A 26,676-nucleotide genomic window follows, 5' to 3' on the forward strand; every position below is an offset into this window, starting at 1 on the left:
CAGATGTTCGGAAGCAGCAAATCCAACCGTGAAGGCCAGCTGGTGGTGGATGCCCTGATCGGCAACCAGGTGGTGATCCGCGGTGATGTGGAATTCAGTGGGGGCCTGTATGTGGAAGGCCGCATCCACGGCAAGGTGATCGCCGCCGAAGGCGCCAGTGGTGCGACCCTGACGGTTGCCGAGCACGGCGTGATCGAAGGTGAGATCCGGGCCCAGGTGGTGGTCATCAGTGGCCGCCTGGACGGCGATGTACACGCTACCGAGAAGGTCGAGTTGACCCCGAGCGCACGGGTCAATGGCAACGTCCATTACCAGGTGGTGGAGATGAACGCGGGCGCGCAGCTGAACGGCCGCCTGATCCATGCCAGCGCCCCGATGGCAGCCTTGCCGGCGCCGGAAGGCGAAGACGCCCATGATGGCAAGGGCGATACCGCCGCGCGTCGCAAGCTGGCCGAGGCGATGGCTTGAAAGCCGTCGTCGGCACCCCCATGCTCGCAGCATGAGCACGCTAGTCTCCCTGCCCGGCGCCACCCCGGTTGCCGCGCCCGATTACCAATCGCTGGAGCGCCCGCTGAACTTCACCGAGTCGGCGGCCGCCAAGGTCAAATCCCTGATCCAGGAAGAGGGCAACCCCGACCTGGCCCTGCGTGTGTACATCGAGGGAGGCGGCTGTTCGGGCTTCCAGTACGGGTTCGAGTTCGACGAGAACCGTGCCGAGGATGACCTGGCGGTACAGACCAGCGGGGTGACCCTGCTGGTCGACCCGCTGAGCCTGCAGTACCTGATGGGCGCGGAGGTGGATTACACCGAGAGCCTGACGGGTGCCCAGTTCGTGATCCGCAACCCGAACGCAAAGACCACCTGCGGCTGCGGCAGCAGTTTCAGCATGTAAGCAGGGCGCGGGGCCTGTGTCCCGCGCGACAAGGTGTGTGGAGCAAGCTCCACACCCACAGACGGTTTCCGCAAAGCCTGCGGCTTGCCACCTGCATCGATTGGCGGCACGCTTGGCGGATGCCCAATACTCCTTCGCCGCTTTCCGGTTTTGCCTTCGTCGGCGAACCGTTGGAGCGCGCCGATGCCCTGCGCGAAGATGCCGATGCACTGGCGCGCCTGTGGCCGGGCGCGCGCATCCTCGTCCTCGATCACGATGGCAGCGCCTTCACCGGCGATGACGACCAGCCGCTGGCGCTGACCGGCGCCGACGTCGGCGGTGGCCCGGGCGCCGCAGTTTTCCTGGGGCTTCGCGGTGATCAGGCATGGTTCTCGGTCGAAGCCACCCATGTCACCGTGAGCGCGCCACGCCGACTCGATCTGCGCCAGGCTGCATTGTTGTGGCCGATGGCCGATGCCACCGCTTTCAGCTATGCCCGTGGCATGTCCTACTGGCACTCGCGCACCCGCTTCTGCGGCGTATGCGGCGGCGCGGTGGCGTTTGCCCGTGGCGGCTTCGTCGGCCGTTGCGCGCAGTGTTCCACCGAACACTATCCGCGCGTCGATCCGGCGGTGATCGTCGCCGTGGAAAACCAGGGCCGGCTGCTGCTGGGCCGACAGTCGAACTGGGCCCCGCGCCGTTACTCGGTGCTGGCCGGCTTCGTCGAACCTGGCGAGACCTTCGAGCAGACCGTGGTGCGCGAAGTCCATGAGGAGAGCAAGGTGCGGGTGACCGCCTGCCAGTACCTCGGTTCGCAGCCGTGGCCGTTCCCCGGCGCGCTGATGGTCGGCTTCCGTGCACAGGCGCATGACGACCTGCCGACCGTGGATGGCGAGCTGGAAGACGCGCGCTGGTTCAGTGCCGACGAGGTCGGCGCCGCGTTGGCGCGCGATGTGGAGGACGACGGCCACGGCATCCGCCTGTCGCCACCGATCTCGATTTCGCGGAGCCTGATCGAACACTGGTACCGCCAGCAGCGGGGCTGAGTCGGCGTTTCGGCCGGGCCGGTCGTGGCAGCTGTATTGCCGCCACCTGAACACGGCCCGGGTTACAGTCCGGTTCACCCGCGAGGGCACCGCTGCGACAGGTAAGGTAGCGGCGCCGAGCGTTCTGTTTCGTAGGGAGACCTGCCATGTTCACCACTCTGGCCGCCGTGCTGGTGGCGCTGGCCCTGGGCCACGTTGCCCCGGCCGCTGCCGCCTCGATGCGCCGTTTCGACGGCTTCCGGCGCTGGCTGGGCTGGCTGGACGCGCGTGGTGGCAAGGCCTGGCAGGGACCGGCTGGAGTGGCGCTGGCGCTGCTGCCGCCGTTGCTGCTGATGGGGCTGCTGGCGTGGCTGCTGCGCGGAGTGCTGTTCGGCCTGCCGTCGCTGCTGCTGGGTGTGGCCGTGCTGGCCTGGTGCTGGGGGCCGCGCGACCTGGATCGCGATATCGAAGCCATCATCGATGCGGACGACGCCGCGACGCGGCAGGCAGCCGTACGCAACCTGCAGGCCGCCGGTGGCAGCCTGCGCGAAGACGTGCCGTCGCTGGTCGAAGCGACCGTGCTCAATGCGCTGCGTCGCTGGTTCGCGGTGCTGTTCTGGTTCCTGCTGCTGGGCCCGGCCGGTGCGCTGGGCTACCGCTTGCTGGCGCTGATGGCGGAAAGCCCGATGCGTGCACGCGTGCCGGTGGAGCCGCTGGCGCTGGCGCAGCGCCTGCTGGGCTGGATCGAGTGGCCGGTAGCGCAGCTGATGGCGTTCTCGATGGCGCTGGTCGGCAACTTCGATACGGCGTGGAAGGCCTGGCGCCAGGCCCATGGCGAACGCCTGGTCGGCACCATCGGGTTTCTGGGCGCGGTGGCGCGGGCCAGCGTCAACGCCGAGCTGCGCGAGGACGCGCACGATTACACCGAGGCGGGGCTGTTGCCGGTGTGGCAGCGGCTGCCGGACCTGCGTGATGCGATGAGCCTGGTGTGGCGGATGCTGCTGCTGTGGCTGGCGATCCTCGCCCTGCTGGTGATTGCGGGCAGGGTGACGTAGTTGCTGTTGCAGGGCTTGCAGCCCTGCACCTGCAGAGGCAACAGCAACAGCGGCTCTGGGTTGCTGACGGTTGGGCGGGGAGGTGTGGGGCTGCAGGACACGCCGTAAACCCCCAAACCGGCCCAGCCGCTGGCGGCTGTGCGTTCGGGCGCTTGCGAAGCAGTGCTTCGCAAGCAAAGCGCCCTCACCCCTGGGGGCTCGATGGCGCCATCCATGGCGCCAACGGTCCTGCAGCCCCACGCCGCCCCACCCCCGACAGTTTCCCGATGACGGTGGGTCAACTGCGACTGCCGGTGGGTGTCGACCTTGGTCGACACGGTAGATCCACGCCATGCGTGGATGCAGAGCGAAGCGATCCGCTTCCGCTTTTGATCTTCTCTTTCTTTTCCGTGGTGGACGCACACGGAAACTGTCCGTGGCCGGGCGGGATGGGTTTGCGGGGGTGTCCGCGGCATGGATGCCGCGGCCAAGCCTCCACGGACGGATTCACGGCGTCCCCCGCAAACCCATCCCGCCCGGCCGACCCCAAGGCTTCTGCCTTCAAACGCCGCCCACCACGAGGGGCTGCGCCGTTGGTTGGAAACTAGACCGGTGCCAGCGCCGTGAACGGTGCCCACGGCAGGTTACGCAGCAGCGCATACCCAGGCAGTACCAAGAGCCAGAACGTGGGATTGGCCAGCACCCGCATCAGCGGGTCCAGCAGGCGCGGACGGATGCCGGCGACGTTCAGCAGCATCAGCAGGAGGAAGGGCAGGCTGATGACCAGCAGCGGGTTCATCGCCATCGCGCCGGGCAGGTCGAAATGGACCAGCGAATACAGGCAGCGGGTGCTGCCACAGCCCGGGCAGTACAGGCCGGTCAGCGCGTACAGCGGGCAGCTCGGCAAGGGATTGCCGGCGGCATACGGATTGACGTTGCGCAGCACCAGTGCGGCACCGGCGGCCAGGCCGGTGGCGGCCAGCAGTGGTGCCCAGCGGGCCATTCGGGATCGGGTGGGCAGGGCGGACATGCAGCAACGGATCCGGCGCAGGCGCCGGATCCGTCCACGCGGATCAGTAGCCGCTGTTGCTCATCGCACCCATGCCGCCGAGAGCGACGATCAGGATGCCGTACAGCACGCCGACCACGACGGCGGCAATGGCCGACCAGATGGCCCACTTCTTGGCCTTGGCCGAGGATTCCTGGGCACCGGCGATGTCGCCAGCGGCCAGCTTGCCGTTGACCTGGGCGGCGTAGACGATCGACACGATGCCGGCCGGCAGGCAGCAGAACAGGGTGCTCAGGATGGCCCAGACCAGATTGTTCGGGACCTGCGGAGTGGCGGTATTCATGGGTTCAAGCTCCTTGATGGGTGGTGGTGGTGAATCATTGGTCGGAAAGAGCGCCCAGTACGGCCAAGCCGCCGAACAGCCCGAACCACAACAGCAACAGGACCGGCAGGGCCACGGCCGAAGCCACCGCCCACCAGCCCGCCTTGCGCGACGCGCTGTAGGCCCCCGGCAGGTCGCCGGCCGCGCGGCGGCCATCGACCTGGGAGGCATAGACGATCGACACCACGCCCAACGGCAGGCAGCAGAACAGCGTCGTCAGGATCGCCCAGACCAGATGGTTGGGGATGTAGACGGGACGGCTGAGCGGTGGCGGTTGATTCAAAGCAAGACTCCATTCCTTGGTGGCCGGCCTTGGTGCATTGGCCGAACCTCCCCCCTGTGGGTGCGTAATCTACCTCAACCTGCGCTGCATGTATGCGTTTACAGTCAGATGGTGGTGTGTGTGGCCCTTGACTGGGCGCTATTTGACGGGCCTATGTCATGAGACAGAGGCCGTCATTCCGGGGATTGGGGCTATCGCCTGGAAGCGCTACCGACGGCCGCCGGGCCGATCAGGCGTGATCGCCACGCAGGGCCCGCACCTGCGCCTCCAGCACCGGGGCGCGGGTGGCGTGGCCATCGACGGCCGGTGCCGCCACGACCTCGACGGTAGCGCGGAAACGGCGCGGCACCCGCATGCGGCCGAGGCGGCTGTCGCGGCGACTCCACATGCTCGACCACATGCCGCGCAGCGCCATCGGCACCACCGGCACCGGCCGGCGCTCGAGGATCTTCTCGACGCCGGACTTGAACGGCGCCATCTCCCCGTCGCGGGTCAGCGCACCCTCGGGGAAGATGCAGACCAGTTCGCCTTCGGCCAGCGCAGCGTCGATCTCGTCGAACGCCCGCTGCATCAGTGCCGGGTCTTCGCGCGCACCGGCGATCGGGATTGCCTTGGCGGTCCGGAAGATCCAGCGCATTACCGGGATGTTGAAGATCCTGTAGTACATGACGAAGCGCACCGGGCGCGGAATCGTCGCCGACAGGATCAGCGCGTCCATGTAGCTGACGTGGTTGCAGACCAGCAGCGCGGCGCCTTCGTCGGGCACGTTGGCCTCGATGCCGTGCGGGCGCAGCCGGTACAGGGTGCGCACCATCAGCCAGCTGAGGAAGCGCATCAGGAATTCGGGGACGATGGTGAAGATGTAGATCGCCACCAGCGCGTTGGCGATGGCCAGCGCCAGGAACTGCTGCGGAATGGTCCAGTGCAGCAGCGTGTGCGCGGCCAGCGACAGCAACGCCGCAGCGACGATGAAGCCCGAGTTCTGGATGTTCAGTGCGGCGAACACGCGCGACATCTGCGCCTTCGGCGTGCGGCTCTGGATCAGTGCGAACAGTGGCACCACGAAGATGCCGGTGAACAGGCCGATGCCGACCAGGTCGATGACGATGCGGATGCTGCCGGGCTGCTGCAGGAACGGCGCGATGGTCAGTCCGTGCACCGTCGCTTCGCCGCTGCGGGCGAAGTACAGGTCGAGCAGGAACGCGGTCATGCCGAACGCCCCCAGCGGTACCAGGCCGATTTCCACCGTACGGGCTGACAGCTTCTCGCACAGCAGCGAGCCGACGCCGGTGCCCACCGAGAACAGGGCCAGCGCGAAGATGTACAGGGTCGGCTCGCCGCCCAGGTTGGTCACCGCGTAGGCCGGTAGCTGCGAGGTCAGCACGGTGCCAACGAACCAGAACCAGGACACGCCCAGGATCGAGTTGCGCACGGCCTTCTGCTGGCGCGCCATGCGCAGTACCGCGAGCGATTCCGGCAACGGGTTCCAGTTGATCTTCAGGGTCGGGTCGCCTGCATCGACCCTGGGAATCAGGCGCGCGGCGATGTTGCCGCAGATCGCCAGGGCGATGATCGCGCACGCAGCCACCACCGTGCCGTGGCTCCCGGCCACGGTGAACACCAGGCCGCCGACGATCATGCCGGAGAGGATCGACATCGAGGTCCCCATCTCGACCAGGCCGTTGCCGCCGGTCAGTTCCTCGGGCCTGAGCACCGACGGCAGCACCGAATACTTCACCGGGCCGAACAGGGTCGATTGCATGCCGGTGCAGAACAGGGCGACCAGCAACACCGGCAGGCTCTGGGTGAGGAAGCCGGCCGCCGCCAGCGACATGATCACGATCTCCATGGTGGTGGTGATCACGATCAACCGCGATTTTTCCAGTTTGTCGGCGATCTGCCCGGCCAGCGCCGAGAACAGGAAATACGGCAGGATGAAGATGGCCGGTGCCAACGTGGCGTACAGCCCGAGTTCCTCCTCTGGCACGGCCATGAACAGCAACATGCTGATGATCGCTTGCCGGTACACGTTGTCGTTGAAAGCACCGAGCGCCTGTACCACGAAGAACGGCAGGAAACGGCGCTGGCGGAGCAGGGCAAACTGGTTGTGACCGGACATGGAACCTCCTTGACCGGCGCAGCCTAGCATTCCTGCCCATCCGCTGTGGGTGCGGACCTGTGGGTGCGGACCGTTGGTCCGCACACCTGCCGTCGGACTCAGACGATATCGTCGACCACGCCACCATCCACGCGCAGTGCCGCACCGGACGTGGCCGAAGCCTGCGGCGACGCCAGGTACACCACCATGTTGGCCACTTCCTCGACCGTGGCAGTGCGCTGGATCACCGAGGACGGCCGGTGTGCCATCACGAACTCGCGGCCGATCTGCTCCAGCGGCTTGCCGCTGCGCCGGCGTTCATCCTCGAACATCGCCGCGAAGCCATCGGACAGGGTCGGGCCAGGCAGCACCGCGTTGACGGTGACGCCGCTGCCGGCCACGCGCTTGGCCAGGCCGCGCGACAGTGACAGCTGCGCGATCTTGCTGACCCCGTAATGGATCATGTCGACCGGGATGTTGCGCGCCGATTCGGACGAAATGAACAGCACGCGGCCCCAGCCGGCATCGACCATCGCTGGCAGCAGCGCACGCGACAGGCGTACGCCGGACATCACGTTGGTCTGCCAGTAGCGCTCCCAGGTGGCGTCATCGGTCTGGAAGAAATCCTCTGGGCCGAAGATGCCAGCGTTGTTGACCAGGATGTCGACCCTCGGCAGCCCAGCCAGCAGCGTATCGACACCGGCCGCATCGGAGAGGTCGGCGGCGACACCCAATACGTCGGCTCCCGGCACGGCCGCGAGCAGATGCTGGCGGGCGCGCTCGACGCTGCTGGTGCTGCGGCCATTGACAATGACCCGCGCACCAGCGCTGGCCAGGCCTTGGGCGATGGCCAGGCCGATGCCGGCGGTGGAGGCGGTGACCAGCGCGGTGCGGCCGCTGAGTTCGATTTTCATGGTGATGATCCGGGGCGGGAGCTGCCCAGTATCCGCGTGGCGGCGTGATCGAACTGCATCGCCCGGTGCAACGCGCCGTTGCACGCGGCGCAGCAGATCCACGCCATGCGTGGATGGGATGCCCGATCAGCGATGAGGGATCAGGTCAGGTTGGTCACCGCCTCATTGGCCGCGGCACGCACCTTCGGCAGCATGCGCAGTACCAGCGCCATCTGGGTACGGATCAACTGCAGTTTCGGTGGCATCGCCTCGTCGATCTGCTCCAGCTCGGCAGCCACCGCGCGGTCGGCGTCGTTGTCATCGTCCGCGACGGGTTGCCGCGCGGTCAGCGCCGTCGCCAGCTGCTGAAGTGCCTTGCGCACGCGATCGCCCGCGGCCAGCGCCAGTGGATCGCCTGCGTAGCTGTCCACCTGGTCGCGGTGCGCACCCAGCGCCGACAGATGCCCCAGCAGCGTGTTGGACAGCGCCAGGAAGCGGAAGCCGGCATCCAGGTTGCGGCGCACGTGGCCGGGTTCGCGCAGCATGTTCGACAGTGCGGTGGACAGCGCGGCGTCGGCGTTGTGCATGTCGCGGCGGGCGATGCGGTAGGCCAGGTCGTCGCGCATGCCGCTGCGGTACTGGCCCAGCACCGAATCCAGGTAGCGAGCGGCAGTGTCCAGCACGCGTGCCAGGACGAGATGCAACTGGCGGCCCTGCCAGTCGGGCAGGATCAGGAACGCTGCCGCCGCTGCGATCGCGCAGCCCAACAGCGTATCGACCATGCGCGGTACGATCAGCACGAAGCCATCGCCGATCAGGTTGAAGCAGGTCAGCGCCATCACGGTGATCGCGGCTGATGCCACCAGGTAGCGGTCGGTGCGGGTGAAGAAGAACAACAGTGCCGACAGCAGTGCGATCAGCAGCTGTACGTGCAGCTGCGGGAACAGCTGCAGCAGTGCCCAGGTCAGCACCAGTCCGGCGACGGTGCCGACGATGCGCTGTGCCAGGCGCTGGCGGGTGGCGCCGAAGTTGGGCCGGCACACGAACACGATGGTCAGCAGTACCCATGAACCGTTCTGCGCATTGAACAGCCGGATCGCTGCAAAGCCGGCGATCAGTGCCAGTGCCATGCGCAGGCCATGGCGGAACAGCACCGAGCCGGGCGTGAGCTGCTGGCGGATGCGCACGCCCATCTCGCGCAGGGTATGCGGGTTGCTGTCGCGCAGGCGGGTGTCGACGTTGTCCAGGCTGGCTTCGGAACGTTCGGCATCCAGCAGGCGGCGCTCGATGCTGCGCAGGTTGTGAACCAGCAGGTCCAGCGAGCCGAGCAGGCGCTGCCACTGCGGGCGCTGCTGGTCACGCAGGTAGGCGAGCGCGTCGGCCAGGTCGCGCCCGGCCTGCTGGTTGCTTTCGCCGTATACGAACGGACGACGCAGCCGGATCGCCTCGCCCAGGCGGGCACAGGCCTGGCCCTGCAGGTCGAGCAGGCGCTGGCAGCGGTAAAGCACATCGCTGTGGAAGAAGGCGTCCACCAGCGCGCCATACGGGTAGTGCGAGGAACTGGCGCGCTCGTGGAAATCCTGTGCCATGTAATACAGGCGCAGGTACAGGCCGGAGTTCACGCCCGGCCGCCCGGAACGGCCGAAGCGGGCCAGGATCGCGGTCTTGGCCTCGTTCAACGCACCGACCACGCGCCGGTTCTGTTCCGCCAGGTCGAGCTGGCGACGTTGCAGGTCGGCTTCGCGCACCGGCTCGAACAGCGCAGCCTTCAGCTGCAGGTAGCGGCCCAGCTCAACGTACAGCCGCGCCACGCGTTCGCGCACCGGCCGGTTGGCGAACAGCGCAGTCCACAGGATCGACAGCAGCCCGTACCAGGCTGCACCGGCCAGCAGATGGCTGACCGCGTCCAGCGCGCTGTGCAGGTCGCTGGCGCCATGCTGCTCCAAGCCGATCATGGTGTAGATCGCCAGCGTCACCGTGGCCTGGGCAATGGATGCGTAGCGCTCACCGAGCGCGCCAAGCAGGGTCAGGCCGAAGGTGGACAGTGCCAGCGCGCCGATGAAGATCCACGGCCACGGGAACAGCCAGATCACCGAGGCTGCCGCAATGCAGAAGCACAACAGTGACAACACCACGGCCTTGATCCGGCCCCACCAGTTGTCGTCCGTTTCTGCGATGGCGCTTGCGATGATGCCGAGGAATACGCCGGGCAGGGCGGTCAGCGCGTCGAACTGCCAGCACACGGCCACGGCCGCGGTCAGCGCGATGAACACGCGCAGGCCGTAGCTGGCCTTTTCGTGGGCCCACAGGCGGCTGAGGCGGGATTGGCGGGCGGACATGCAGGCTCGGTGGAAGGGTCTTCCACCATTATTGCGGGCTGCGCGTGAAATATGGAGGGCGGACCAACGGTCCGCACCCACGGTGCTGCCGGGCCCTACATGTCGAACCGCACGCTCACAGCGAACGTGCGTGGCAGGCCTGTGCCGGCGTTGGACCAGTACTTCCGGTTGGCCAGGTTCTCGACGCTGGCGCGCACGGTCACCGGATGACCGGAGGCGAGCAGGCGGTAGCCGATGCCTGCATTGACCAGCGTGTAATCGGGCAGCTTCAGGGTGTTGTCGGCGTCGTACCAGACATCGCCGTAGTAGCGCACCGCGGCGTATGTTTCCAGGCCATCCACCCACGGCAGCTGGTAGGTGGCGTGCACGACCCCGCTCCAGCGTGCCGCACCGGCGGTACGGTTGCCCTCCTGTGCAGCGCTGGCCGGGGACAGCCTGTCGTAGGTCGGGTCCAGCCAGGTGACGCCTCCGCCAATCGTGAGGACATCGCTGAGGTGCAGGTCGGCACTGGCCTCGATGCCTTCGTACAGCGTGATGCCGTCCTGCACCAGGCGCTTGCCGGCCGGTGTGAATTCATCGATGTTGGCGCCACGCTCCAGCCGGAACACCGCCACGTTCGCGTTCCAGCGCGCGGCCTCGGCCTTCGCGCCGATCTCGTACTGCTTGCTGAGGGTCGGGTCGAGCACATCACCGGCGTTGATGTAGTTGTTGCCTACGCGGCTGCCCGCTTCCAGCGATTCGATGTAGCTGGCGTAGAGGGTGACCGCCTCGCTGGGCTTGAACATCACGGCATAGGTCGGTGTGACCGGATAGGTGTGGTAGCGGCCCTTGGTCTCGTAATCGTTGTAGCGCCAGCCCGCCAGCCCGCCAGCACCGACCAGCCGCTGCCGAGATCGACGGTATCGCTTGCGAACACGGCCTGCTGCACGGTCTCGTCGCCGCGGGTCATCACCCGTGAACCGACGGCGTCATGGCGGATGGCATGGCGCTGGTACAGGTTGGCGCGGCCGATCAGGCTCCATTCGTAGGGACGGTCCCAGCCCAGCCCGGTCTGGTGACTGATGCCTGCCACCACCTGATGCTGCAGCGGACCGGTGCGGAAGCTGCCCTGCAGCATCGCCTGGGCCAGCCTCCACTCGCTCTTGCCACCCAGTTCATAGACGTTGACGTCATAGTCGCCATTGGGCGAATCGATGTAGGCGAAGATCTTGTTGACGTCATTCCACGAGGTGGTGACGCCGTAACTCAGGCTGGTTTTCCAGTCGCTGTTGATCTGCCAGTCCAAGCGGGTCGACAACAGGCTGGAACGAGTGTCGTAGTAGGTGCCGGGGACACTGTTGCCGGTATTCCCGGCGATCGGTCGCGGCAACGAGGTCAGTCCGCGGAAGTAGTACTGCGGCGATTCCTCGCGCAGGTCGCGTGACTGGAACACGCCGTCGAAGGTCCAGATCAGTGCGTCGCTCAGGCGCGCGTCCAGCGACAGTGCGCCCACCTTGCGATCGACGTGGCCACCATTGAAGGTCTCACCCTTTTCCTCGAAAGCATTGAAGCGATAACCGAACATCTGCTCGTTGCCGAAGCGGCCGCCGACGTCCATCCCGGCACTGACGATGCCCTGCTCGCGCCAGCCCAGCTGGGTGGAGAAGGTGGGCGTATCGGTCGGCTTCTTGGTGATGTAGTCGACGATGCCACCGGGGGCACCGAAACCATAAAGGAATCCACCCGGGCCTTTCAGCAGATCGACCTGTTCCATCACTTCCAGCGGCCACTCGGTACCCCACGAGGAAACCTGCAGGCCATTGACGCGATAGCTGTCGAAGTTCAGGTCGATGCCACGGTTGCGGATCGGCGAACTCCAGCCACTGGCATAGGCGCTGACCTGGGTGGTGACCGAAGGGTCGAGCAGGAACGCTTCGCCCAGCGAGACCACTTGGCGCTGCTCGATCTGCTCGCGGCCCACGGCGGTGATCGCGAACGGGGTATCACGCGGCACGCGATCACCAAGAGCGCCGGTATCGGCGTGGGTGCGTTCGGCGGTGACCTTCACCGCATCCAGATCGGTGGCACTGCGGTTCCGATTGGTGCGCTCGGGTACGGACTGGGCATGCGCGGCACAGGCCAGTGACAGGGAAACGGCAAGCAGGGCCGGGCGGCAGAGTGGGTGCAGGAACATGGTTCAGTCATCCTCGGCGAACGGCCACGCGCCATCCGCCCGCATGGGGGGAAAGGTTGATGGCTGGGATCACGCAGGCTTGCCGGAGAGGGCAGCGGGGCGCCGCGAAGGGGCGCAGGACCATGGCTGGAGGGGAATTGTTCTCTTTTCGTTACAGCACGTCAAACCCGGAGGCGGGGGGGGGGGGGGGGCGGCCCCCCCCCCCCCCCCCCGCGCGGGGGGGGGGGGGGCGGGCGGCCCCGCCGGGGGGGGGGGGGGGGGGGTGGGGGCGGGGGGGGGGGGGCTCTACCCGTAGATCCACGCCATGCGTGGATGGGCTCTGCTACGCCTGCTGCGCGCGCTTGAGCAGCTTCGCTTCGCGCCTGCGCGCGCGACGGGCGCGCCAGCGCTCGGCCAGGCAGGAGAAGATCACGTACAGTGCCGGCGTACTGAGCAGGGTCAGGCTCTGCGAGAACAGCAGGCCGCCGATCATCGCGATGCCCAGCGGGCGGCGCAGCTCGGACCCTTCACCCAGGCCGATCGCCAGCGGCACTGCGGCCAGGATCGCGACCATCGTGGTCATCATGATCGGGCGGAAGCGCACGATGCTGGCCTCGCGTGCGGCATCGCGCGGCGCCAGCCCATGCTCGCGCTGCGCCACCAGTGCGAAGTCGATCATCATGATCGCGTTCTTCTTGACGATGCCGATCAGCAGCACCAGCGCGATCATCGAGATCACCGACAGCTCGGTGTTGGTGCCGAACAGGGCCAGCAGCGCACCGACACCGGCCGCCGGCAGCGTGGACAGGATGGTGACCGGGTGGATCAGGCTCTCGTAGAGCATGCCCAGTACCAGGTACACGGTCAGGATTGCGGCGAACACCAGGATCAGCATGTCGCTGGGATCGGAGTTGAAGCCGAAGCCCGCATCGTCGGCCAGGCGGATGTCGCCGGGCATGCGCATGCCGGCCACGGTCGCGTCGATGATCGCCTTGGCCTCGCCCATGCTCACGTTGGGAGCCAGGTTGTAGCTGAGGTCCATCGTCGTGTACTGGTTCTCGTGGGTGATCTGCGATGGGGCCAGGCCAGGCATCTGCGTGGCCACCGCGGTGATCGGCACCATGTCGCCGTTGCGCGCACGCACGTACACCTCATCCAGCGCCGCCGGGGTGGCGGTCTGCGAGGGCAGGGCATTGACCACCACGCTGTACTGGTTGATGTCCGAATAGATGGTGGAGATCTGGCGCTGGCCGAACGCACCGTACAGCGCGCCGTCGATGGCGCCCACCGTGATGCCCAGGCGCGCGGCCTTTGCGCGGTCGATCTGGATGTTCTGGCGCAGGCCGGCATTGTCCACGTCGGTGCCGACGTCGCGCAGCTTCGGGTTCTTCTTCAGTTCCGCCTGCAGCTTGGGCAGCCATTCCTGCAGTGCGGCCAGGTCGTTGCCCTGCAGCGAAATGCGGTACTGCGCGCCCTGGCTGGAGCCGCCGCCATCGTTGCTGGGCAGGTCCTGGATCGCGCGCAGGCGCAGCTGCAGGTCGGGATAGCGATCGGCCTTGGCGCTGAGGCGCGCCAACGCATGCGCGGTGGTTTCGCGGCGGCCGTCGCTGCGTGATTTCAGCTCGATGTTGAACTGTGCACTGGAGCCCTGGCGGCCGCTGCCCAGGCGTACACCCACCGTCTTCACCGCCGGGTCGGCCATCAGCATGTCGGTGATGCGGCGCTGGCGCGCGACCATGTCCTCGAACGACACGGTGGCACTGGAGTTGGCGCGGCCCCAGATCAGGCCGGTGTCCTGCGGCGGGAACGCGCCCTTCTTCACCGCGCCGAACAGGAAGATGGTGACGCCGATCAGGATCAGTGGCGTCAGCGACAGCAGCAGCGCGTGGCGCAGCGAGAAATCGAGGAACACGGTGTAGATGCGCAGCATCCGCTCGTGGCCGGCGTCCAGCCAGCGGCCGAAACGCGACGGCGGCGCGCTGTGGTCGTGCGCGCTGAGGAAGCGGCTGCACAGCGCCGGGGTCAACGTCAGCGAGACGATCATCGAAACCACGATGGCCGCCACCAGGGTGACGGTGAACTCGCGGAAGAACGCGCCCATCATGCCACTGGCGAACAGCAGCGGGATGAACACCGCCACCAGCGAGGCGGTGATCGAGACGATGGTGAAGCCGATCTCGCGCGCACCGGTCAACGCCGCCTGCATGCGCGGCATGCCTTCGTCGAGGTGGCGCATGATGTTCTCGATCACCACAATCGCATCGTCGACCACGAAGCCGATCGCGATCACCAGCGCCAGCAGGCTCAGATTGTTCAGGGTGAAGCCCATCACGTACATCACCAGCGCGGCGCCGGCCAGCGACAGCGGCACGGTCACCGCCGCGATCAGGGTGGGGGCCAGCCGGCGCAGGAACAGCGCCATGGTCAGCACCACCATCGCCAGGCTGATCAGCAGGGTGACCTGCACTTCATGCAGCGACGAACGGATGGTCGGCGTACGGTCGAAGTACGGCGTCATCGTGGTGCCCGGCTGCAGGTAGTCGCGCAGGGCCGGGATCTGCGCCTTGACCCGGTCTACGGTCTCCACGATGTTGGCGCCGGCGCGGGTGAACACGTACATCACCACCGCCGGCTTGTGGTCGAACCACGCCGCCTGGTAGGCATCCTGCTGGCCGTCGTAGACGTTGGCGATGTCCTTCAGCCGGATCACCCGGCCGTCGCCCTGGGTCTTGACCACCAGGTCGGCGAAGTCGGCGGCGCGCGCCACCGAGTCGTTGGCGATGATCGCCGTGGTGGTGTTGCCATCGCTGAGGAAGCCGGTGGGCGAGGTCACGTTGGCCGCGCGCACTGCGTTGCGCAGGTCATCGGCGGTCAGGCCCAACGCGTTCATCAGGCGCAGGTTGACGTCCACGCGCACCGCTGGCGTCGACGCGCCAGCGATGTCGACCGAGGCGACGCCGCTGATCTGGCGGATGCGCTGCGCCAGCAGCGAGTCGGCCACGTTGTAGAGCTCGTCGGCCGACTGCGTCTGCGAGGTCAGCGCGATGGCGATCACCGGGTCGTCGTTCGGGTTCGCCTTCTGGTACATCGGCGAGCCCATGCCCGAGGGCAGGTCGGCCTGAGCCGAGTTGATCGCCGTTTGTACATCCAGTGCCGCCGAATCGATGTTGTGGCCGCTCTGGAAGATCATGAACACCAGCGAGCTGCCTTCCGAGCTCGACGAGCGCATGCGATCGATGCCCGGCAGCTGGCCGAGATGGCGTTCCAGCGGCGCGGTGACCGTCGAGGCCATGGTCGCCGCGTCGGCGCCGGACTGGCTGGCATGCACGAAGATCACCGGGATCTCGATGTTCGGCAGCGCCGATACGCCCAGGCGCAGGTAGCAGATCAGGCCGACCATGAACAAGCCGATGGCCAGCAGTGCGGTGCCGATCGGGCGGCGGATGAAGGGGCCGGACAGGTTCATCGTGCGGCCCCCCACGGCAGCGGGGCGTGGATCATGCCTGCGGCTCCTGCAGCGAACCGTCGCGCAGCGCACGCTGTTCGCGGCGGCGCGCCAGCCACTCGGAGAAGCGCTCCATGTACAGGTAGATCACCGGCGTGGTGTACAGGGTCACCAACTGCGACAGCAGCAGGCCGCCAACGATGGCGATACCCAGCGGGCGGCGCAGCTCCGAACCGATGCCGGTGCCCAGCGCCAGCGGCAGCGCGCCAAGCATGGCCGCGGCGGTGGTCATCATGATCGGGCGGAAGCGCAGCAGGCAGGCGCGGCGGATCGCCTCGTGCGCGTTGGCGCCGGCGCGGCGGGCTTCGATGGCGAAGTCGACCATCATGATGCCGTTCTTCTTGACGATGCCGATCAGCAGCACGATGCCGACGATGCCATCCACCGACAGGCTCAGCCCGCACAGCATCAGCGCCAGCAGCGCGCCGACACCGGCCGGCGGCAGGGTGGAGATGATCGTGATCGGGTGGATGTAGCTCTCGTAGAGCACGCCCAGCACGATGTAGATCACCACCAGCGAGGCCAGCAGCAGCCACACCACATCGGTCTGGCTGCCGGTGAATTCAGCGGCCTTGCCGATGAATTCGGCATGCAGGTGTGCCGGCATGTCCAGGCTGTCCTTGGTCTCCTGGATCGCTCGCACCGCTTCGGACAGCGAATAGTCCGGCGCCACGTTGAACGACACCGTCACCGCCGGCAGCTGCTGCTGGTGGCTGACCACCAGCGGTGCGCTGCTCACCTTGCCTTCGGCCAGCGCCGACAGCGGAATGATGTTGCCGGCGCCGACGGTGATGCCGGTGTTCTGCGCGCCGATGCCGGTGGCGGTGGACGAGTTGGAGGAGGTGACCTGGCCGAAGCTGGTGGCATTGGTGCCGGTCAATGCGCCGGCGCCGTTGGAGGCGACCGCCAGCTGTTCCATCAGCGCGGTGCTGGTGCGGAACTCCGGTGCCACTTCCAGCACCACGCGATACTGGTTGAGCTCGGTGAAGATGGTCGAGATCTGGCGCTGGCCGAACGCATCGTAGAGCGTGTCGTCGATGGTCTGCATCGGCACGCCCAGCACGCTGGCCTTGTCGCGGTCGATGTTCAGCTCCAGGGCGCGGCCCTGGTTGGACAGGTTGTTGTCGACGTCGGCCAGTTCCGGGCGCTTGCGCAGCGCTTCGGTCAGGCGCGTGGCCTGGGTCGCCACCGTCGCCGAATCCACGTCCGACAGCGAGTACTGGTACTCGGTGGCGGCCACGCGGGTATCCAGGGTCACGTCCTGTACCGGCTTCAGGTACAGCGCCACGCCCGGAATGCCCGCCACCGCCTTCTGCAGGCGCGGCAGGATCTCATCCAGGCCATCGCGCTCGCCGCGTTCCTTCAGCACGATCGACAGCTGGCCCTGGTTGAGCGTGGGATTCATGCTGCCCGCGCCAATGAAGGCCGACACGCCGGTCACATCCGGGTCCTGGCGCAGCGCTTCGGCCACCTGCCTGGTGCGCTGCTCCATCTGCGGGAAGGCGATGTTCTGGTCGGCCTGCACCACGCCGGTGATCAGGCCGGTGTCCTGTTCGGGCAGCAGGCCCTTGGGGATCAGCACGTACAGCAGCACGGTCAGCACCAGCGCGCCACCGGCCACGGCCAGGGTCAGGCGCTGGTGGCCCAGCACCCAGTCCAGGCTGTGCTCGTAGAGGCCGACGGTGCGCGTCCACAGGTTCTGCTTGCCGGCCGCTGCCGCGCGCTCATGCGCGTCCTCGCCCTCGGGCAGGGCGTCGGGCTTGAGCAGGTAGGCGCACATCATCGGGGTGAGCGTCAGCGAGATCAGCATCGACAGCACCACGGCGATGCTCAGCACCCACGCGAACTCGTGGAACAGGCGGCCGGTGACGCCGGGCATCAGCAGCAGCGGCAGGAACACCGCCACCAGCGAGACCGTCAGCGACAGCACGGTGAAGCCGATCTGGCGTGCGCCGATCTCGGCCGCTTCCTTGCCGCTCTTGCCCTGCTCGATGTAGCGCACGATGTTCTCGATCATCACGATCGCATCGTCGACCACGAAGCCGGTGGCCACCACCAGCGCCATCAGCGAGAGGTTGTCCAGCGACATGCCGGCGAAGGCCATCACCGCGAAGGTACCGGCCAGCGAGAGCGGTACTGCCACCGACGGGATGATCGTGGCCCACAGGCGGCGCAGGAACACGAAGATCACCGCCACCACCAGGCCGATGGTGAGGATCAGGGTGAACTGCACCTCATGCACCGAGGCGCGGATGGTCTCGGTGCGATCGTTGAAGATTTCCAGGTGCACGTCGGCCGGCAGCACGCCCTGCAGCTGCGGCAGGATCGCGCGGATGCGCTCAACGGTCTGCACGATGTTGGCGCCCGGCTGGCGGCGCACTTCCAGCAGCACCGCCGGCTTGCCATCGGCCCAGGCGGCCAACTGGTCGTTCTCCACGCCATCGATCACCTCGGCCACGTCCGACAGCCGCACCGGGCGGCCGTTCTTGTAGCTGATGATGGTGTCGCGGTACTCGGCGGCGCTGGCCAGCTGGTCGTTGGTGCCGATGCTGTAGGACTGGGTCTTGCCGTTCAACGAACCCTTCGGCGCGTTGACGTTGGCCTGGGTCAGCGCGCTGCGCAGCTGTTCCAGGGTCAGCCCCATGTTCGACAGCTGCGCCGGATTGACCTGGATACGCACGGCGGGCCGCACGTTGCCGGCAATCGAGACCAGGCCCACGCCCTGCACCTGCGACAGGCGCTGGGCCAGGATGGAATCGGCGTAATTGTTGACGTCGCGCAGCGGGCGCGTGTCAGAGGTCAGTTTCAGGGTGACGATGGCCGCGTCGGCCGGGTTCACCCGGTTGTAGACCGGCTGGTAGGGCAGCGACGAGGGCAGGGTGGCCTGGCGGATCGCCGCCTGCACGTCCTGCGCGGCGATGTCGATGTCGCGGTCCATCGAGAACTGCAGGATGATCGTCGACAACCCGGCCGACGAGTCGGAGGTCATCAGCTCCAGCCCGGAAATCTGCCCGAATTGGCGCTCCAGCGGGGTGGTGACCAGCGAGGCCATGGTGGTGGCGTTCGCACCGGGGTACTGGGTGGTGACCACCAGGCTGGGCGCATCGATTTCTGGCAGCGCCGACACCGGCAGCTTGCGGTAACCGAGGATGCCCAGCAGCAACAGGCCCGCCATCAACAGCGAGGTGGCGATCGGGCGGCGGATGAAGATCGTCGAAAAGCCCACGGACTGATCCTTGCTGGCACTTCAATGTCGGCGCCGGCAGGTCCGCCGGCGCGAGGGAGATCAGTGGCCTGCGCTCAGCGCGGGCCACCACCGCGACGGCCACCGCCGCCTGCGTTCTTCTGCTCGGCTGCCTTCAGTTCGGCCTCGGTCGGTGCGGCCGGGGTCTCGCCCGGCTTCAGTGCGGTGACCTTGCTGCCCGGCTTCAGGCGGAACTGGCCTTCACTGACCACCCGCTCGCCGCCCTTCAGGCCTTCGGCGATCTGCACCTGGCTGTCGCCCACTTCCACGCCGCTGCGCACGGTCTGCATCTTCACCGTGTTGTCGCCCTGCACGACATAGACGTACTCGCCGTCCGGGCCACGCAGCACCGCCTGGGTCGGAATGACCACGCCGCCGCCGATGGTGCGCAGCTGCATGCGCACGTTGACGAACTGGCCCGGCCACAGGCCGTTGTCGGTGTTGTCGAATACGGCGCGCGCCTTGAACGTGCCGCTGTCGGCACTGATCAGGTTGTCGACCACATCGAGCTTGCCGTCGCCGGACAGCACGTGCGAATCGGCGCGGTCCAGCGCCGCCACCGGCACCGTGCCGGCGGCCTGCGCCTGGCGCACATCGCCGAGCTGGCGCTCGGGCAGGTTGAACAGCACGTGGATCGGATGGATCTGGGTCAGCGTGACCAGCGCGGTACCGGCGCTGACCACGTTGCCGGCGTCGACCGCACGGATGCCGGCGATGCCTGAGATCGGCGCGGTGACCCGGGTGTACTGCAGCTGCACCTGCGCCGAGCGCATGCTTGCCTCGTTGGCGGCCACGGCGCTTTCGTACTGTGCCACTTGGTTTCGCTGTGTATCCAGATCGGTCTTGGCGACGTACTGGCGATACTCCGGCGCGTTCGAGCGCTGGTAGTTGGAGCGCGCGGTGGCCAGCAGGGCCTCGTTCTGGCGCTTGGCTGCCGCGGCCTGGTCGTAGCTGGCCTGGGCGGTGCGCGGATCGATCACCGCCAGCACATCACCCTGCTTCACTTCCTGGCCTTCACGGAAATTCAGGCTCATCAGCTGGCCGCCGACCTGCGGGCTGACAGTGACGGTGTTCATCGCGGTCACCGTACCCAGCGCGCTGGCATACACCGGCACGTCCTGGCGCGTGGCCTCCACCACGGTCACCGGCACTGGACCGGCATTCGGATCTTCGCCGCCCTGGCGCGCGCCCGCAGCAGGTTTTCCAGCCTTGTCCTTGCCCCCGCCGATGACGCGCAGGCCGACCACGGCCAGCACCAGGATCGCCACGACCAGCAGCACGATCTTCCAAACACGTGACATTACGAGGACTCCGAGAGGGCTGGACCGGACGGGACGCCGGGACAATGCGCAAAGCATACCTGTGCCACATCACGTTTCCTGCATGACGGATGGGACGGGCGCTAAGACCGGATGCGGCGCCGGAGGTTCCCGTGGCGCCGGTGTTGCCCTACATTCAGCTGGAACCCTCTTGCTGTGGAGATTGCGATGCGCCGTTCGCTGCTGCTGTCCGCCCTGCTGCTGGCCCTGCCGGCGCTTGCCCATGCCCAGGACGGGCAACGCCCGGAAGTGACCGCCGCCGCGCAGCGGCTGCAGGCCCGGGTGGTCGAATGGCGCCGTGATTTCCACCAGCACCCGGAGCTGTCCAACCGCGAGGCGCGCACCTCGGCCGAGGTCGCCAAGCGCCTGCGTGCGATGGGCCTGAAGCCGAAGACCGGCATCGCCCACCATGGCGTGGTGGCGATCATCGAAGGCGGCAAGCCGGGTCCGAAGATCGCATTGCGTGCAGACATGGACGCGTTGCCGGTGACCGAGCAGACCGGCCTGCCGTTCGCCTCCAAGGCCACCGACCAGTACCGCGGGCAGACCGTGGGCGTGATGCATGCCTGTGGCCACGACGCGCATACCGCCACCCTGCTCGGCGTGGCCGAAGCGCTGGTATCAATGAAGAAGGACCTGCCGGGCCAGGTGATGCTGATCTTCCAGCCGGCCGAGGAAGGCGCGCCGCCGCCGGAAGAGGGCGGTGCGGCACTGATGCTGAAGGAAGGGCTGTTTGCCGACTTCAAGCCGGAGGCAGTGTTCGGCCTGCATGTGTTCTCCAGCGTGCAGGCCGGCCAGATCGCGGTGCGCGGCGGCCCATTGATGGCCGCCTCGGATCGCTTCGGGATCAAGGTGATCGGTCGCCAGACGCACGGCTCGGCACCGTGGAACGGTGTTGACCCGATCGTCGCCACCGCTGATCTGGTCGGCACCGCGCAGACCATCGTCAGCCGCCGCGCCAACCTGTCCAAGCAACCGGCGGTGCTGACCTTCGGCGCGATCAACGGCGGCATCCGCTACAACATCATTCCTGATGAAGTGGAGATGGTCGGCACCATCCGCACCTTCGACGAAGGCATGCGCCAGCAGATCTTTGCCGACCTGCGCAACGTGGCCGAACACACCGCCGCCGCGCACGGTGCGAAGGCGGTGACCGACATCTACGAATCGGAAGGCAATCCGGCCACGGTGAACGACCCGACGCTGACCGCGAAGATGCTGCCGAGCCTGCAGGCGGTCGTGGGCAAGGACAACGTGTACGAGCCGCCGTTGCAGATGGGCGCGGAGGATTTCTCGCTGTACGCGAAGGAAGTGCCGGGCATGTTCTTCTTCGTTGGATCCACCAGCGTGGGCATCGACCCGGCGACGGCGCCGGCCAACCATTCGCCGAAGTTCCTGCTGGATGAGAAGGCGCTGGATGTGGGACTGCGGGCGTTGCTGCAGGTGAGCCTGGATTACCTGCACGGTGCCGGCTCGCCTGCGGGGTGAGGGTTGCCGGCAGGGCTTGCAGCCCTGGGTACGCGACATCGCATGCGCGCTGTCGCTCCCACAGTTCGCTGCGCGAACGGTGGGCCCCCCTTACCAGCTTCCAGACCCCTGCCGCTTCGCGGCCGCCCCCTGACTCAGGGGGCTTTCCTCCAGACCCGATCCCGTGGCTTGCCGGTAGATCCACGCCATGCGTGGATGGCAGACATCGAAAATGTCCGAAGGATCGGATTTTGATTTTCTGATCTTTCCCGTGGTGGATCGGCGGCAGAAATGTGTCGGGGGGCCGGGCGGGTGGGGCTGGCGGGGTATCCGCGCCATGGATGGCGCGGCTAAACCTCCAGGGACGGATTCACGGCGTCCCCGCCAGCCCCATCCGCCCGGCCCACTCCCGGGAATCCAGGCTTTCGACGACCCAACACCCCACCACGGAGGGGCTCCGCCGTTGGCCGGCCCGGCCGAAGGCCCGCCGTCCGCGCGATACAATGCCCACCATGAACACCCCACAGGATTCCAGCCTCGGTCGCGAGGTCAGTTACCCGTCGCAGTACGACCCCGGCCTGCTGTTTCCCATCCCGCGCAGCGGCGCCCGCGCCGAGATCGGCCTCGATGACGCAGCGCTGCCGTTCGTCGGCCACGACCGCTGGCACGCCTTCGAGCTGAGCTGGCTCGATCCGCGCGGCAAGCCGCAGGCGGCCGTCGCCACCGTGCTGGTGCCGTGCACCTCGCCGCAGTTGATCGAATCGAAGTCGTTCAAGCTGTACCTCAACTCCCTCAACAGCACCCGCATCGACAGCGCCGAGGCGCTGCGCGCGCGCATCGTGGCGGATCTGTCGGCCTGCGCTGGTGCGCCGGTCCAGGTCGAGTTCGGCCTGCCGGAGCTGCGAGAGACGCCGCTCGGCGAATCCATCGACGGGCTGGACGTGGAGATCGACTGCTACGGCCCGCCGCAGGCCGACTTCCTCGCCGCCGATGCGGGCGAGGTGGTGGAGGAGACCCTGGTCTCGGCGCTGCTGAAGTCCAACTGCCCGGTCACCGGCCAGCCGGACTGGGCCACGGTCAGCTTGCGTTACCGCGGGCCGAAGATCGATCGCGCGGGCCTGCTGCGCTATCTGGTCAGCTACCGCGAGCATGCGGAGTTCCACGAGCAGTGCGTTGAGCGGATCTTCAGCGAGGTGTCCGCGCGCTGCCGGCCGCACTGGCTCGAGGTTGAGGCCCGCTACACCCGCCGTGGTGGCCTGGACATCAACCCTTGGCGTGCCAGCCCCGGCATCGCCGCCCCGGCTGCGACCTACCGCGAGCTGCGGCAGTAACCGCCGCAGTCGGATACCCGTTGTGCCGGGCCATGCCCGGCGAGCGCCGGCCAGCGGACGGCACTACCGGGCGTCCATTCCCCCGATTGTTCAGCCGCCCCGGGGGCGGCTTCACATCTGCACCATCCCCATTTAACAACCGCCATGGCACCGTGCCAATCACGTAGTCATGCAGACGGGAGTTGTGGATGAGTACCGAGAAGAAAGCCGATTTCTCCGGCGTCAGCAGCAGCGTCGACAGTACCGCCGAACAGGCACCGAAGGCGGACTTCTCCGGCGTCAGCGCTTCGGTGGACAGCACCGCAGACGTTGTCAGCGGCGGCACCTATACCGTGCAGAAGGGTGACTCGCTGTCGAAGATCGCCAAGCAGCATCTGGGCGACGCCAATGCCTGGAAGAAGATCTTCGAAGCCAACCGCGATGTGCTTGATGACCCGGACAAGATCTTCCCGGGCCAGACCCTGAAACTGCCGCCGAAGTAAGCCGGCCAGAGTGCCGTCCAACAATCCCTGGGAGGAACCCCGAATGATCAAGACCACCCCGCTCCAGACCGCCCTGATCGCCGCCCTGCTGGGCAGCGTCGCCCTGGTCGGTTGCAAGAAGAAAGAAGAGTCGACCGACAACAACGCCGCTCCGGCAGCGACTGCTCCGGCCGAACCGGCAGCACCGGCCCCGATGACCGGCGCGCCGCCGCCGATGGCCGAAGCCGCTGCTGTCAGCGTCTCGTCGGTCACGGTCGGCAAGACCGCAGCCGCCGACAAGTCGGTTGCGACGACGGCTTTGTTCGCGCCGAAGGACGACATCATCGTCTCGGTCAAGACCGACGGTGCTGCCAACAACGTCGCCGTTGGCGCGAAGCTGACCTACCAGGACGGCCAGGTGGCCGGCGAACAGAATGCCACGCTGAACACCAGCGGTGCGGAAACCACCAACGTCACCTTCAAGAACGCAAAGGGCTGGCCGGCCGGCAAGTACCGCGCCGAAGTCACCGTCGATGGCAAGGCGGCCGGAACGCCGCAGGAGTTCGAGGTCAAGTAAGTCCAGCCGACTCTCTCCCGGCAGGGCTCACGATGGACGCAGCCGCGAGGCTGCGTCCTTTTTTGTTGGGCGATGGTTGGCTTCATCCAGGCGTCGATGGATCACAGCGTTGCCGGCATCCAGTACCGCCGCGTATGGCGTGGCTTTGCCCCGCGCGACTGAAAACGCGACAATGCAGGGGTTTCCCCGCCGCGCGCCCACCCTGACGGCGACGGGGGAAAGCGTGGGGCCCCGCCTCGCGCGCGACACGGTTGCACGTGGCCCGGCGCTGGCGCCGGCCTTCCCCTGAGCATTGCTACAGAGTCCAAGTCCCCCATGTCCAAGATCCTCTACACGCTGACCGACGAAGCACCGTTCCTGGCCACCCAGTCGCTGCTGCCGATCGTTGACGCCTACACCGCCACGGCCGGCATCGTGGTGGAAACCCGTGACATCTCGCTGTCCGGCCGCATCCTGTCGCAGTTCCCGGAACTGCTGTCCGACGCGCAGAAGGTCAGCGACGACCTGGCCGAGCTGGGCCAGCTGGCGACCACCCCGGACGCCAACATCATCAAGCTGCCGAACATTTCCGCCTCGGTGCCGCAGCTGAAGGCGGCCATCAAGGAACTGCAGGACCAGGGCTACCCGCTGCCGGATTACCCGGAAACCCCGGCCGACGACCAGCAGCGCGACTACAAGGCGCGCTACGACAAGGTCAAGGGCAGCGCGGTGAACCCGGTGCTGCGCGAAGGCAACTCCGACCGCCGTGCACCGCTGTCGGTGAAGAACTACGCGCGCAAGCACCCGCACCGCATGGGCGCCTGGTCGGCCGATTCGAAGTCGCACGTCGCGCACATGGCCGCCGGCGATTTCTACGGCAGCGAAAAGTCGGCCACCCTGGCCAACGCCGGTTCGCTGAAGATCACCTTCCACGGCAAGGACGGCAGCGCCGTCGTGCTGAAGGAAAAGACCGCGGTCAAGGCCGGCGAGATCGTCGACGCCGCCGTGATGAGCCGCAAGGCACTGGCCGCGTTCCTCGGTGAGCAGATCGCCGATGCCAAGGCCCAGGGCGTGCTGTTCTCGCTGCACCTGAAGGCGACCATGATGAAGGTCTCCGACCCGATCATGTTCGGCGTGGCGGTCAATGAGTTCTACAAGGACGTGCTGGCCAAGCACGCCGACGTACTCAAGCAGGCCGGTTTCGACGCCAACAACGGCATCGGTGACCTGGCTGCGCGCCTGCCGTCGCTGCCGGAAGCCACCCGTGCTGCGATCGAAGCCGACCTGGCTGCCGAGTACGCACAGCGCCCGGGCGTGGCCATGGTCAACTCGGACAAGGGCATCACCAACCTGCACGTGCCGAGCGACGTCATCGTCGACGCCTCGATGCCGGCGATGATCCGCGACTCCGGCAAGATGTGGAACGCCGAAGGCAAGCTGCAGGACACCAAGGCCGTCATTCCGGACCGCTGCTACGCCGGCGTGTACCAGGCCGTCATCGACGACTGCAAGGCGCACGGCGCCTTCGACCCGGCCACCATGGGTTCGGTGCCCAACGTCGGCCTGATGGCACAGAAGGCCGAGGAGTACGGCTCGCACGACAAGACCTTCCAGATCGCTGCCGATGGCGTGGTCAAGGTCACCGACGATGCCGGCACCGTGGTGTTCGAGCACGCCGTGGAAGCCGGTGACATCTGGCGCATGTGCCAGACCAAGGACGCGCCGATCCAGGACTGGGTCAAGCTGGCCGTCGAGCGTGCCCGCCTGAGCAGCACCCCGGCCGTGTTCTGGCTGGATGCCGCCCGCGCCCACGACGCGCAGGTCATCGCCAAGGTCGAGCAGTATCTGAAGGACCACGACACCAACGGCCTGGACATCCGCATCCTGCCGCCGGTGGAAGCGACCGCGTTCTCGCTGGACCGCATCCGCAAGGGCGAGGACACCATCTCGGTGACCGGCAACGTGCTGCGCGACTACCTGACCGACCTGTTCCCGATCATGGAGCTGGGCACCAGCGCCAAGATGCTGTCGATCGTGCCGCTGATGGCCGGTGGTGGCCTGTTCGAGACCGGCGCCGGTGGTTCGGCCCCGAAGCACGTGCAGCAGTTCGTCGAAGAGGACTACCTGCGCTGGGATTCGCTGGGTGAGTTCCTGGCCCTGGCCGCGTCGCTGGAACACCTGGGCAACCGCTATGACAACGCCGCCGCCCGCGTGCTGGCCAAGGCGCTGGACGAAGCCAACGGCCAGTTCCTGGACAACGACAAGTCGCCGTCGCGCAAGCTCGGCGGCATCGACAACCGTGGCAGCCACTTCTACATCGCGTTGTACTGGGCGCAGGCCCTGGCCGCGCAGGACGAGGATGCTGCACTGAAGGCACGCTTCGCCCCGCTGGCCAAGGCGCTGACCGACAACGAGCAGAAGATCGTCGACGAGCTGATCGCGGTGCAGGGCAAGGCCGTGGACATCGGTGGCTACTACCGCCCGGACCTGGCCAAGGCCAGCAAGGCAATGCGCCCGAGCGCGACCTTCAACGCCGCGCTGGAGCAGCTGCGCGGCTGATCCTGCGCCGTTCGCCTGCTGCAACATGGAAACCCGCGCTTCGGCGCGGGTTTTCTTTTTCCGGGGCCGTGGGGGGTCAGATCCCTTTTGCGCGCAAAAGGGATCTGACCCCAGGCGATGAAACCGTGACATCCGTCAGCTGTCGGAC

At 67.1% G+C, this 26,676-nt stretch carries 20 protein-coding genes; 9 read left to right on the forward strand and 11 right to left on the reverse strand.

The features are described from left to right. Positions 1-3: 3 nt before the first annotated feature. From ROV93_RS17090 to ampE, 4 genes are all read left to right on the forward strand, one after another. Positions 4-468 carry a polymer-forming cytoskeletal protein gene (locus ROV93_RS17090; protein WP_053497672.1) on the forward strand — a complete coding sequence of 155 codons (465 nt, stop codon included), beginning with the start codon at positions 4-6 and terminating at the stop codon, positions 466-468. A 31-nt stretch (positions 469-499) separates the two neighbouring features. After that, a complete protein-coding gene (erpA, locus tag ROV93_RS17095; protein ID WP_005419789.1) occupies positions 500-892 on the forward strand; it encodes an iron-sulfur cluster insertion protein ErpA in 393 nt (130 codons plus the stop codon). Between the two features lie 119 nt (positions 893-1,011). Continuing rightward, entirely contained in the window at positions 1,012-1,917 is a 906-nt protein-coding gene (gene nudC / locus ROV93_RS17100) for an NAD(+) diphosphatase (protein WP_072168915.1), read from the forward strand. Positions 1,918-2,063: 146 nt separating this feature from the next. Further along, positions 2,064-2,951, forward strand: coding sequence for a regulatory signaling modulator protein AmpE (gene ampE, locus ROV93_RS17105; protein ID WP_312540417.1), 888 nt, complete (start codon positions 2,064-2,066; stop codon positions 2,949-2,951). A gap of 583 nt (positions 2,952-3,534) precedes the next feature. Here ampE and ROV93_RS17110 read toward each other — a convergent pair. The 11 genes from ROV93_RS17110 to ROV93_RS17160 all read right to left on the reverse strand — a co-directional run bounded on the left by ROV93_RS17110 (position 3,535) and on the right by ROV93_RS17160 (position 20,136). After that, entirely contained in the window at positions 3,535-3,960 is a 426-nt protein-coding gene (locus ROV93_RS17110) for a DUF2752 domain-containing protein (protein WP_072168917.1), read from the reverse strand. Positions 3,961-4,003: 43 nt separating this feature from the next. Then, a complete protein-coding gene (locus tag ROV93_RS17115; RefSeq protein WP_005419785.1) occupies positions 4,004-4,282 on the reverse strand; it encodes a CD225/dispanin family protein in 279 nt (92 codons plus the stop codon). Positions 4,283-4,316: 34 nt separating this feature from the next. Beyond that, positions 4,317-4,604: a CD225/dispanin family protein gene (locus ROV93_RS17120; protein WP_005419784.1), complete on the reverse strand. Its 288-nt coding sequence runs from the start codon at positions 4,602-4,604 to the stop codon at positions 4,317-4,319. A gap of 229 nt (positions 4,605-4,833) precedes the next feature. Next, positions 4,834-6,723: an MFS transporter gene (locus tag ROV93_RS17125; protein ID WP_072168918.1), complete on the reverse strand. Its 1,890-nt coding sequence runs from the start codon at positions 6,721-6,723 to the stop codon at positions 4,834-4,836. Between the two features lie 98 nt (positions 6,724-6,821). Continuing rightward, entirely contained in the window at positions 6,822-7,616 is a 795-nt protein-coding gene (locus ROV93_RS17130; RefSeq protein WP_072168919.1) for an SDR family oxidoreductase, read from the reverse strand. A gap of 140 nt (positions 7,617-7,756) precedes the next feature. Then, the gene (gene yccS / locus ROV93_RS17135; protein WP_072168920.1) at positions 7,757-9,934 is read right to left on the reverse strand and encodes a YccS family putative transporter; all 2,178 of its coding nucleotides are present in this window, start codon (positions 9,932-9,934) and stop codon (positions 7,757-7,759) included. A gap of 95 nt (positions 9,935-10,029) precedes the next feature. Then, on the reverse strand, positions 10,030-10,815 hold the full coding sequence (locus ROV93_RS17140) for a TonB-dependent receptor (protein ID WP_312540711.1): 786 nt from the start codon (positions 10,813-10,815) through the stop codon (positions 10,030-10,032). Then, positions 10,719-12,107 (reverse strand): TonB-dependent receptor plug domain-containing protein, encoded by a 1,389-nt coding sequence (locus ROV93_RS17145; RefSeq protein WP_312540420.1) that lies wholly within the window; start codon positions 12,105-12,107, stop codon positions 10,719-10,721. Before ROV93_RS17145 ends, ROV93_RS17140 begins: the two co-directional genes overlap by 97 nt. A gap of 322 nt (positions 12,108-12,429) precedes the next feature. After that, positions 12,430-15,552 carry an efflux RND transporter permease subunit gene (locus ROV93_RS17150; protein ID WP_072168923.1) on the reverse strand — a complete coding sequence of 1,041 codons (3,123 nt, stop codon included), beginning with the start codon at positions 15,550-15,552 and terminating at the stop codon, positions 12,430-12,432. 31 nt (positions 15,553-15,583) lie between these two features. Further along, positions 15,584-18,817, reverse strand: a complete 3,234-nt coding sequence (locus ROV93_RS17155) for an efflux RND transporter permease subunit (RefSeq protein WP_180890748.1) — start codon at positions 18,815-18,817, stop codon at positions 15,584-15,586. 74 nt (positions 18,818-18,891) lie between these two features. Further along, on the reverse strand, positions 18,892-20,136 hold the full coding sequence (locus ROV93_RS17160) for an efflux RND transporter periplasmic adaptor subunit (protein WP_069140039.1): 1,245 nt from the start codon (positions 20,134-20,136) through the stop codon (positions 18,892-18,894). Positions 20,137-20,322: 186 nt separating this feature from the next. On the opposite strand from ROV93_RS17160, the gene ROV93_RS17165 reads away from it, so the two are divergent. The 5 genes from ROV93_RS17165 to ROV93_RS17185 all read left to right on the forward strand — a co-directional run bounded on the left by ROV93_RS17165 (position 20,323) and on the right by ROV93_RS17185 (position 26,528). After that, positions 20,323-21,642 (forward strand): M20 family metallopeptidase, encoded by a 1,320-nt coding sequence (locus tag ROV93_RS17165; RefSeq protein WP_072168926.1) that lies wholly within the window; start codon positions 20,323-20,325, stop codon positions 21,640-21,642. A gap of 491 nt (positions 21,643-22,133) precedes the next feature. Next, positions 22,134-22,952 carry an NADPH-dependent 7-cyano-7-deazaguanine reductase QueF gene (queF, locus tag ROV93_RS17170; protein ID WP_072169183.1) on the forward strand — a complete coding sequence of 273 codons (819 nt, stop codon included), beginning with the start codon at positions 22,134-22,136 and terminating at the stop codon, positions 22,950-22,952. 188 nt (positions 22,953-23,140) lie between these two features. Beyond that, positions 23,141-23,434 (forward strand): LysM peptidoglycan-binding domain-containing protein, encoded by a 294-nt coding sequence (locus ROV93_RS17175; RefSeq protein ID WP_049410686.1) that lies wholly within the window; start codon positions 23,141-23,143, stop codon positions 23,432-23,434. Positions 23,435-23,477: 43 nt separating this feature from the next. Then, entirely contained in the window at positions 23,478-23,990 is a 513-nt protein-coding gene (locus ROV93_RS17180; RefSeq protein WP_072169182.1) for a hypothetical protein, read from the forward strand. 315 nt (positions 23,991-24,305) lie between these two features. Next, entirely contained in the window at positions 24,306-26,528 is a 2,223-nt protein-coding gene (locus ROV93_RS17185) for an NADP-dependent isocitrate dehydrogenase (RefSeq protein WP_072169181.1), read from the forward strand. Positions 26,529-26,676: the final 148 nt, after the last annotated feature.

The sequence above is a fragment of the Stenotrophomonas maltophilia group sp. msm4 genome, from assembly GCF_032025605.1.
Lineage (GTDB): Bacteria > Pseudomonadota > Gammaproteobacteria > Xanthomonadales > Xanthomonadaceae > Stenotrophomonas > Stenotrophomonas sepilia.

What these genes read in the sequence shown, in the direction of transcription:
- ROV93_RS17145 (WP_312540420.1), bottom strand. Translation starts at nt 12,107, where the DNA reads ATGTTCCTGCACCCACTCTGCCGCCCGGCCCTGCTTGCCGTTTCCCTG.
- ROV93_RS17110 (WP_072168917.1), bottom strand. Translation starts at nt 3,960, where the DNA reads ATGTCCGCCCTGCCCACCCGATCCCGAATGGCCCGCTGGGCACCACTG.
- ROV93_RS17180 (WP_072169182.1), top strand. Translation starts at nt 23,478, where the DNA reads ATGATCAAGACCACCCCGCTCCAGACCGCCCTGATCGCCGCCCTGCTG.
- yccS (WP_072168920.1), bottom strand. Translation starts at nt 9,934, where the DNA reads ATGTCCGCCCGCCAATCCCGCCTCAGCCGCCTGTGGGCCCACGAAAAG.
- ROV93_RS17125 (WP_072168918.1), bottom strand. Translation starts at nt 6,723, where the DNA reads ATGTCCGGTCACAACCAGTTTGCCCTGCTCCGCCAGCGCCGTTTCCTG.
- ROV93_RS17130 (WP_072168919.1), bottom strand. Translation starts at nt 7,616, where the DNA reads ATGAAAATCGAACTCAGCGGCCGCACCGCGCTGGTCACCGCCTCCACC.
- ROV93_RS17150 (WP_072168923.1), bottom strand. Translation starts at nt 15,552, where the DNA reads ATGAACCTGTCCGGCCCCTTCATCCGCCGCCCGATCGGCACCGCACTG.
- nudC (WP_072168915.1), top strand. Translation starts at nt 1,012, where the DNA reads ATGCCCAATACTCCTTCGCCGCTTTCCGGTTTTGCCTTCGTCGGCGAA.
- ROV93_RS17115 (WP_005419785.1), bottom strand. Translation starts at nt 4,282, where the DNA reads ATGAATACCGCCACTCCGCAGGTCCCGAACAATCTGGTCTGGGCCATC.
- ampE (WP_312540417.1), top strand. Translation starts at nt 2,064, where the DNA reads ATGTTCACCACTCTGGCCGCCGTGCTGGTGGCGCTGGCCCTGGGCCAC.
- erpA (WP_005419789.1), top strand. Translation starts at nt 500, where the DNA reads ATGAGCACGCTAGTCTCCCTGCCCGGCGCCACCCCGGTTGCCGCGCCC.
- ROV93_RS17185 (WP_072169181.1), top strand. Translation starts at nt 24,306, where the DNA reads ATGTCCAAGATCCTCTACACGCTGACCGACGAAGCACCGTTCCTGGCC.
- queF (WP_072169183.1), top strand. Translation starts at nt 22,134, where the DNA reads ATGAACACCCCACAGGATTCCAGCCTCGGTCGCGAGGTCAGTTACCCG.
- ROV93_RS17160 (WP_069140039.1), bottom strand. Translation starts at nt 20,136, where the DNA reads ATGTCACGTGTTTGGAAGATCGTGCTGCTGGTCGTGGCGATCCTGGTG.
- ROV93_RS17165 (WP_072168926.1), top strand. Translation starts at nt 20,323, where the DNA reads ATGCGCCGTTCGCTGCTGCTGTCCGCCCTGCTGCTGGCCCTGCCGGCG.
- ROV93_RS17175 (WP_049410686.1), top strand. Translation starts at nt 23,141, where the DNA reads ATGAGTACCGAGAAGAAAGCCGATTTCTCCGGCGTCAGCAGCAGCGTC.
- ROV93_RS17090 (WP_053497672.1), top strand. Translation starts at nt 4, where the DNA reads ATGTTCGGAAGCAGCAAATCCAACCGTGAAGGCCAGCTGGTGGTGGAT.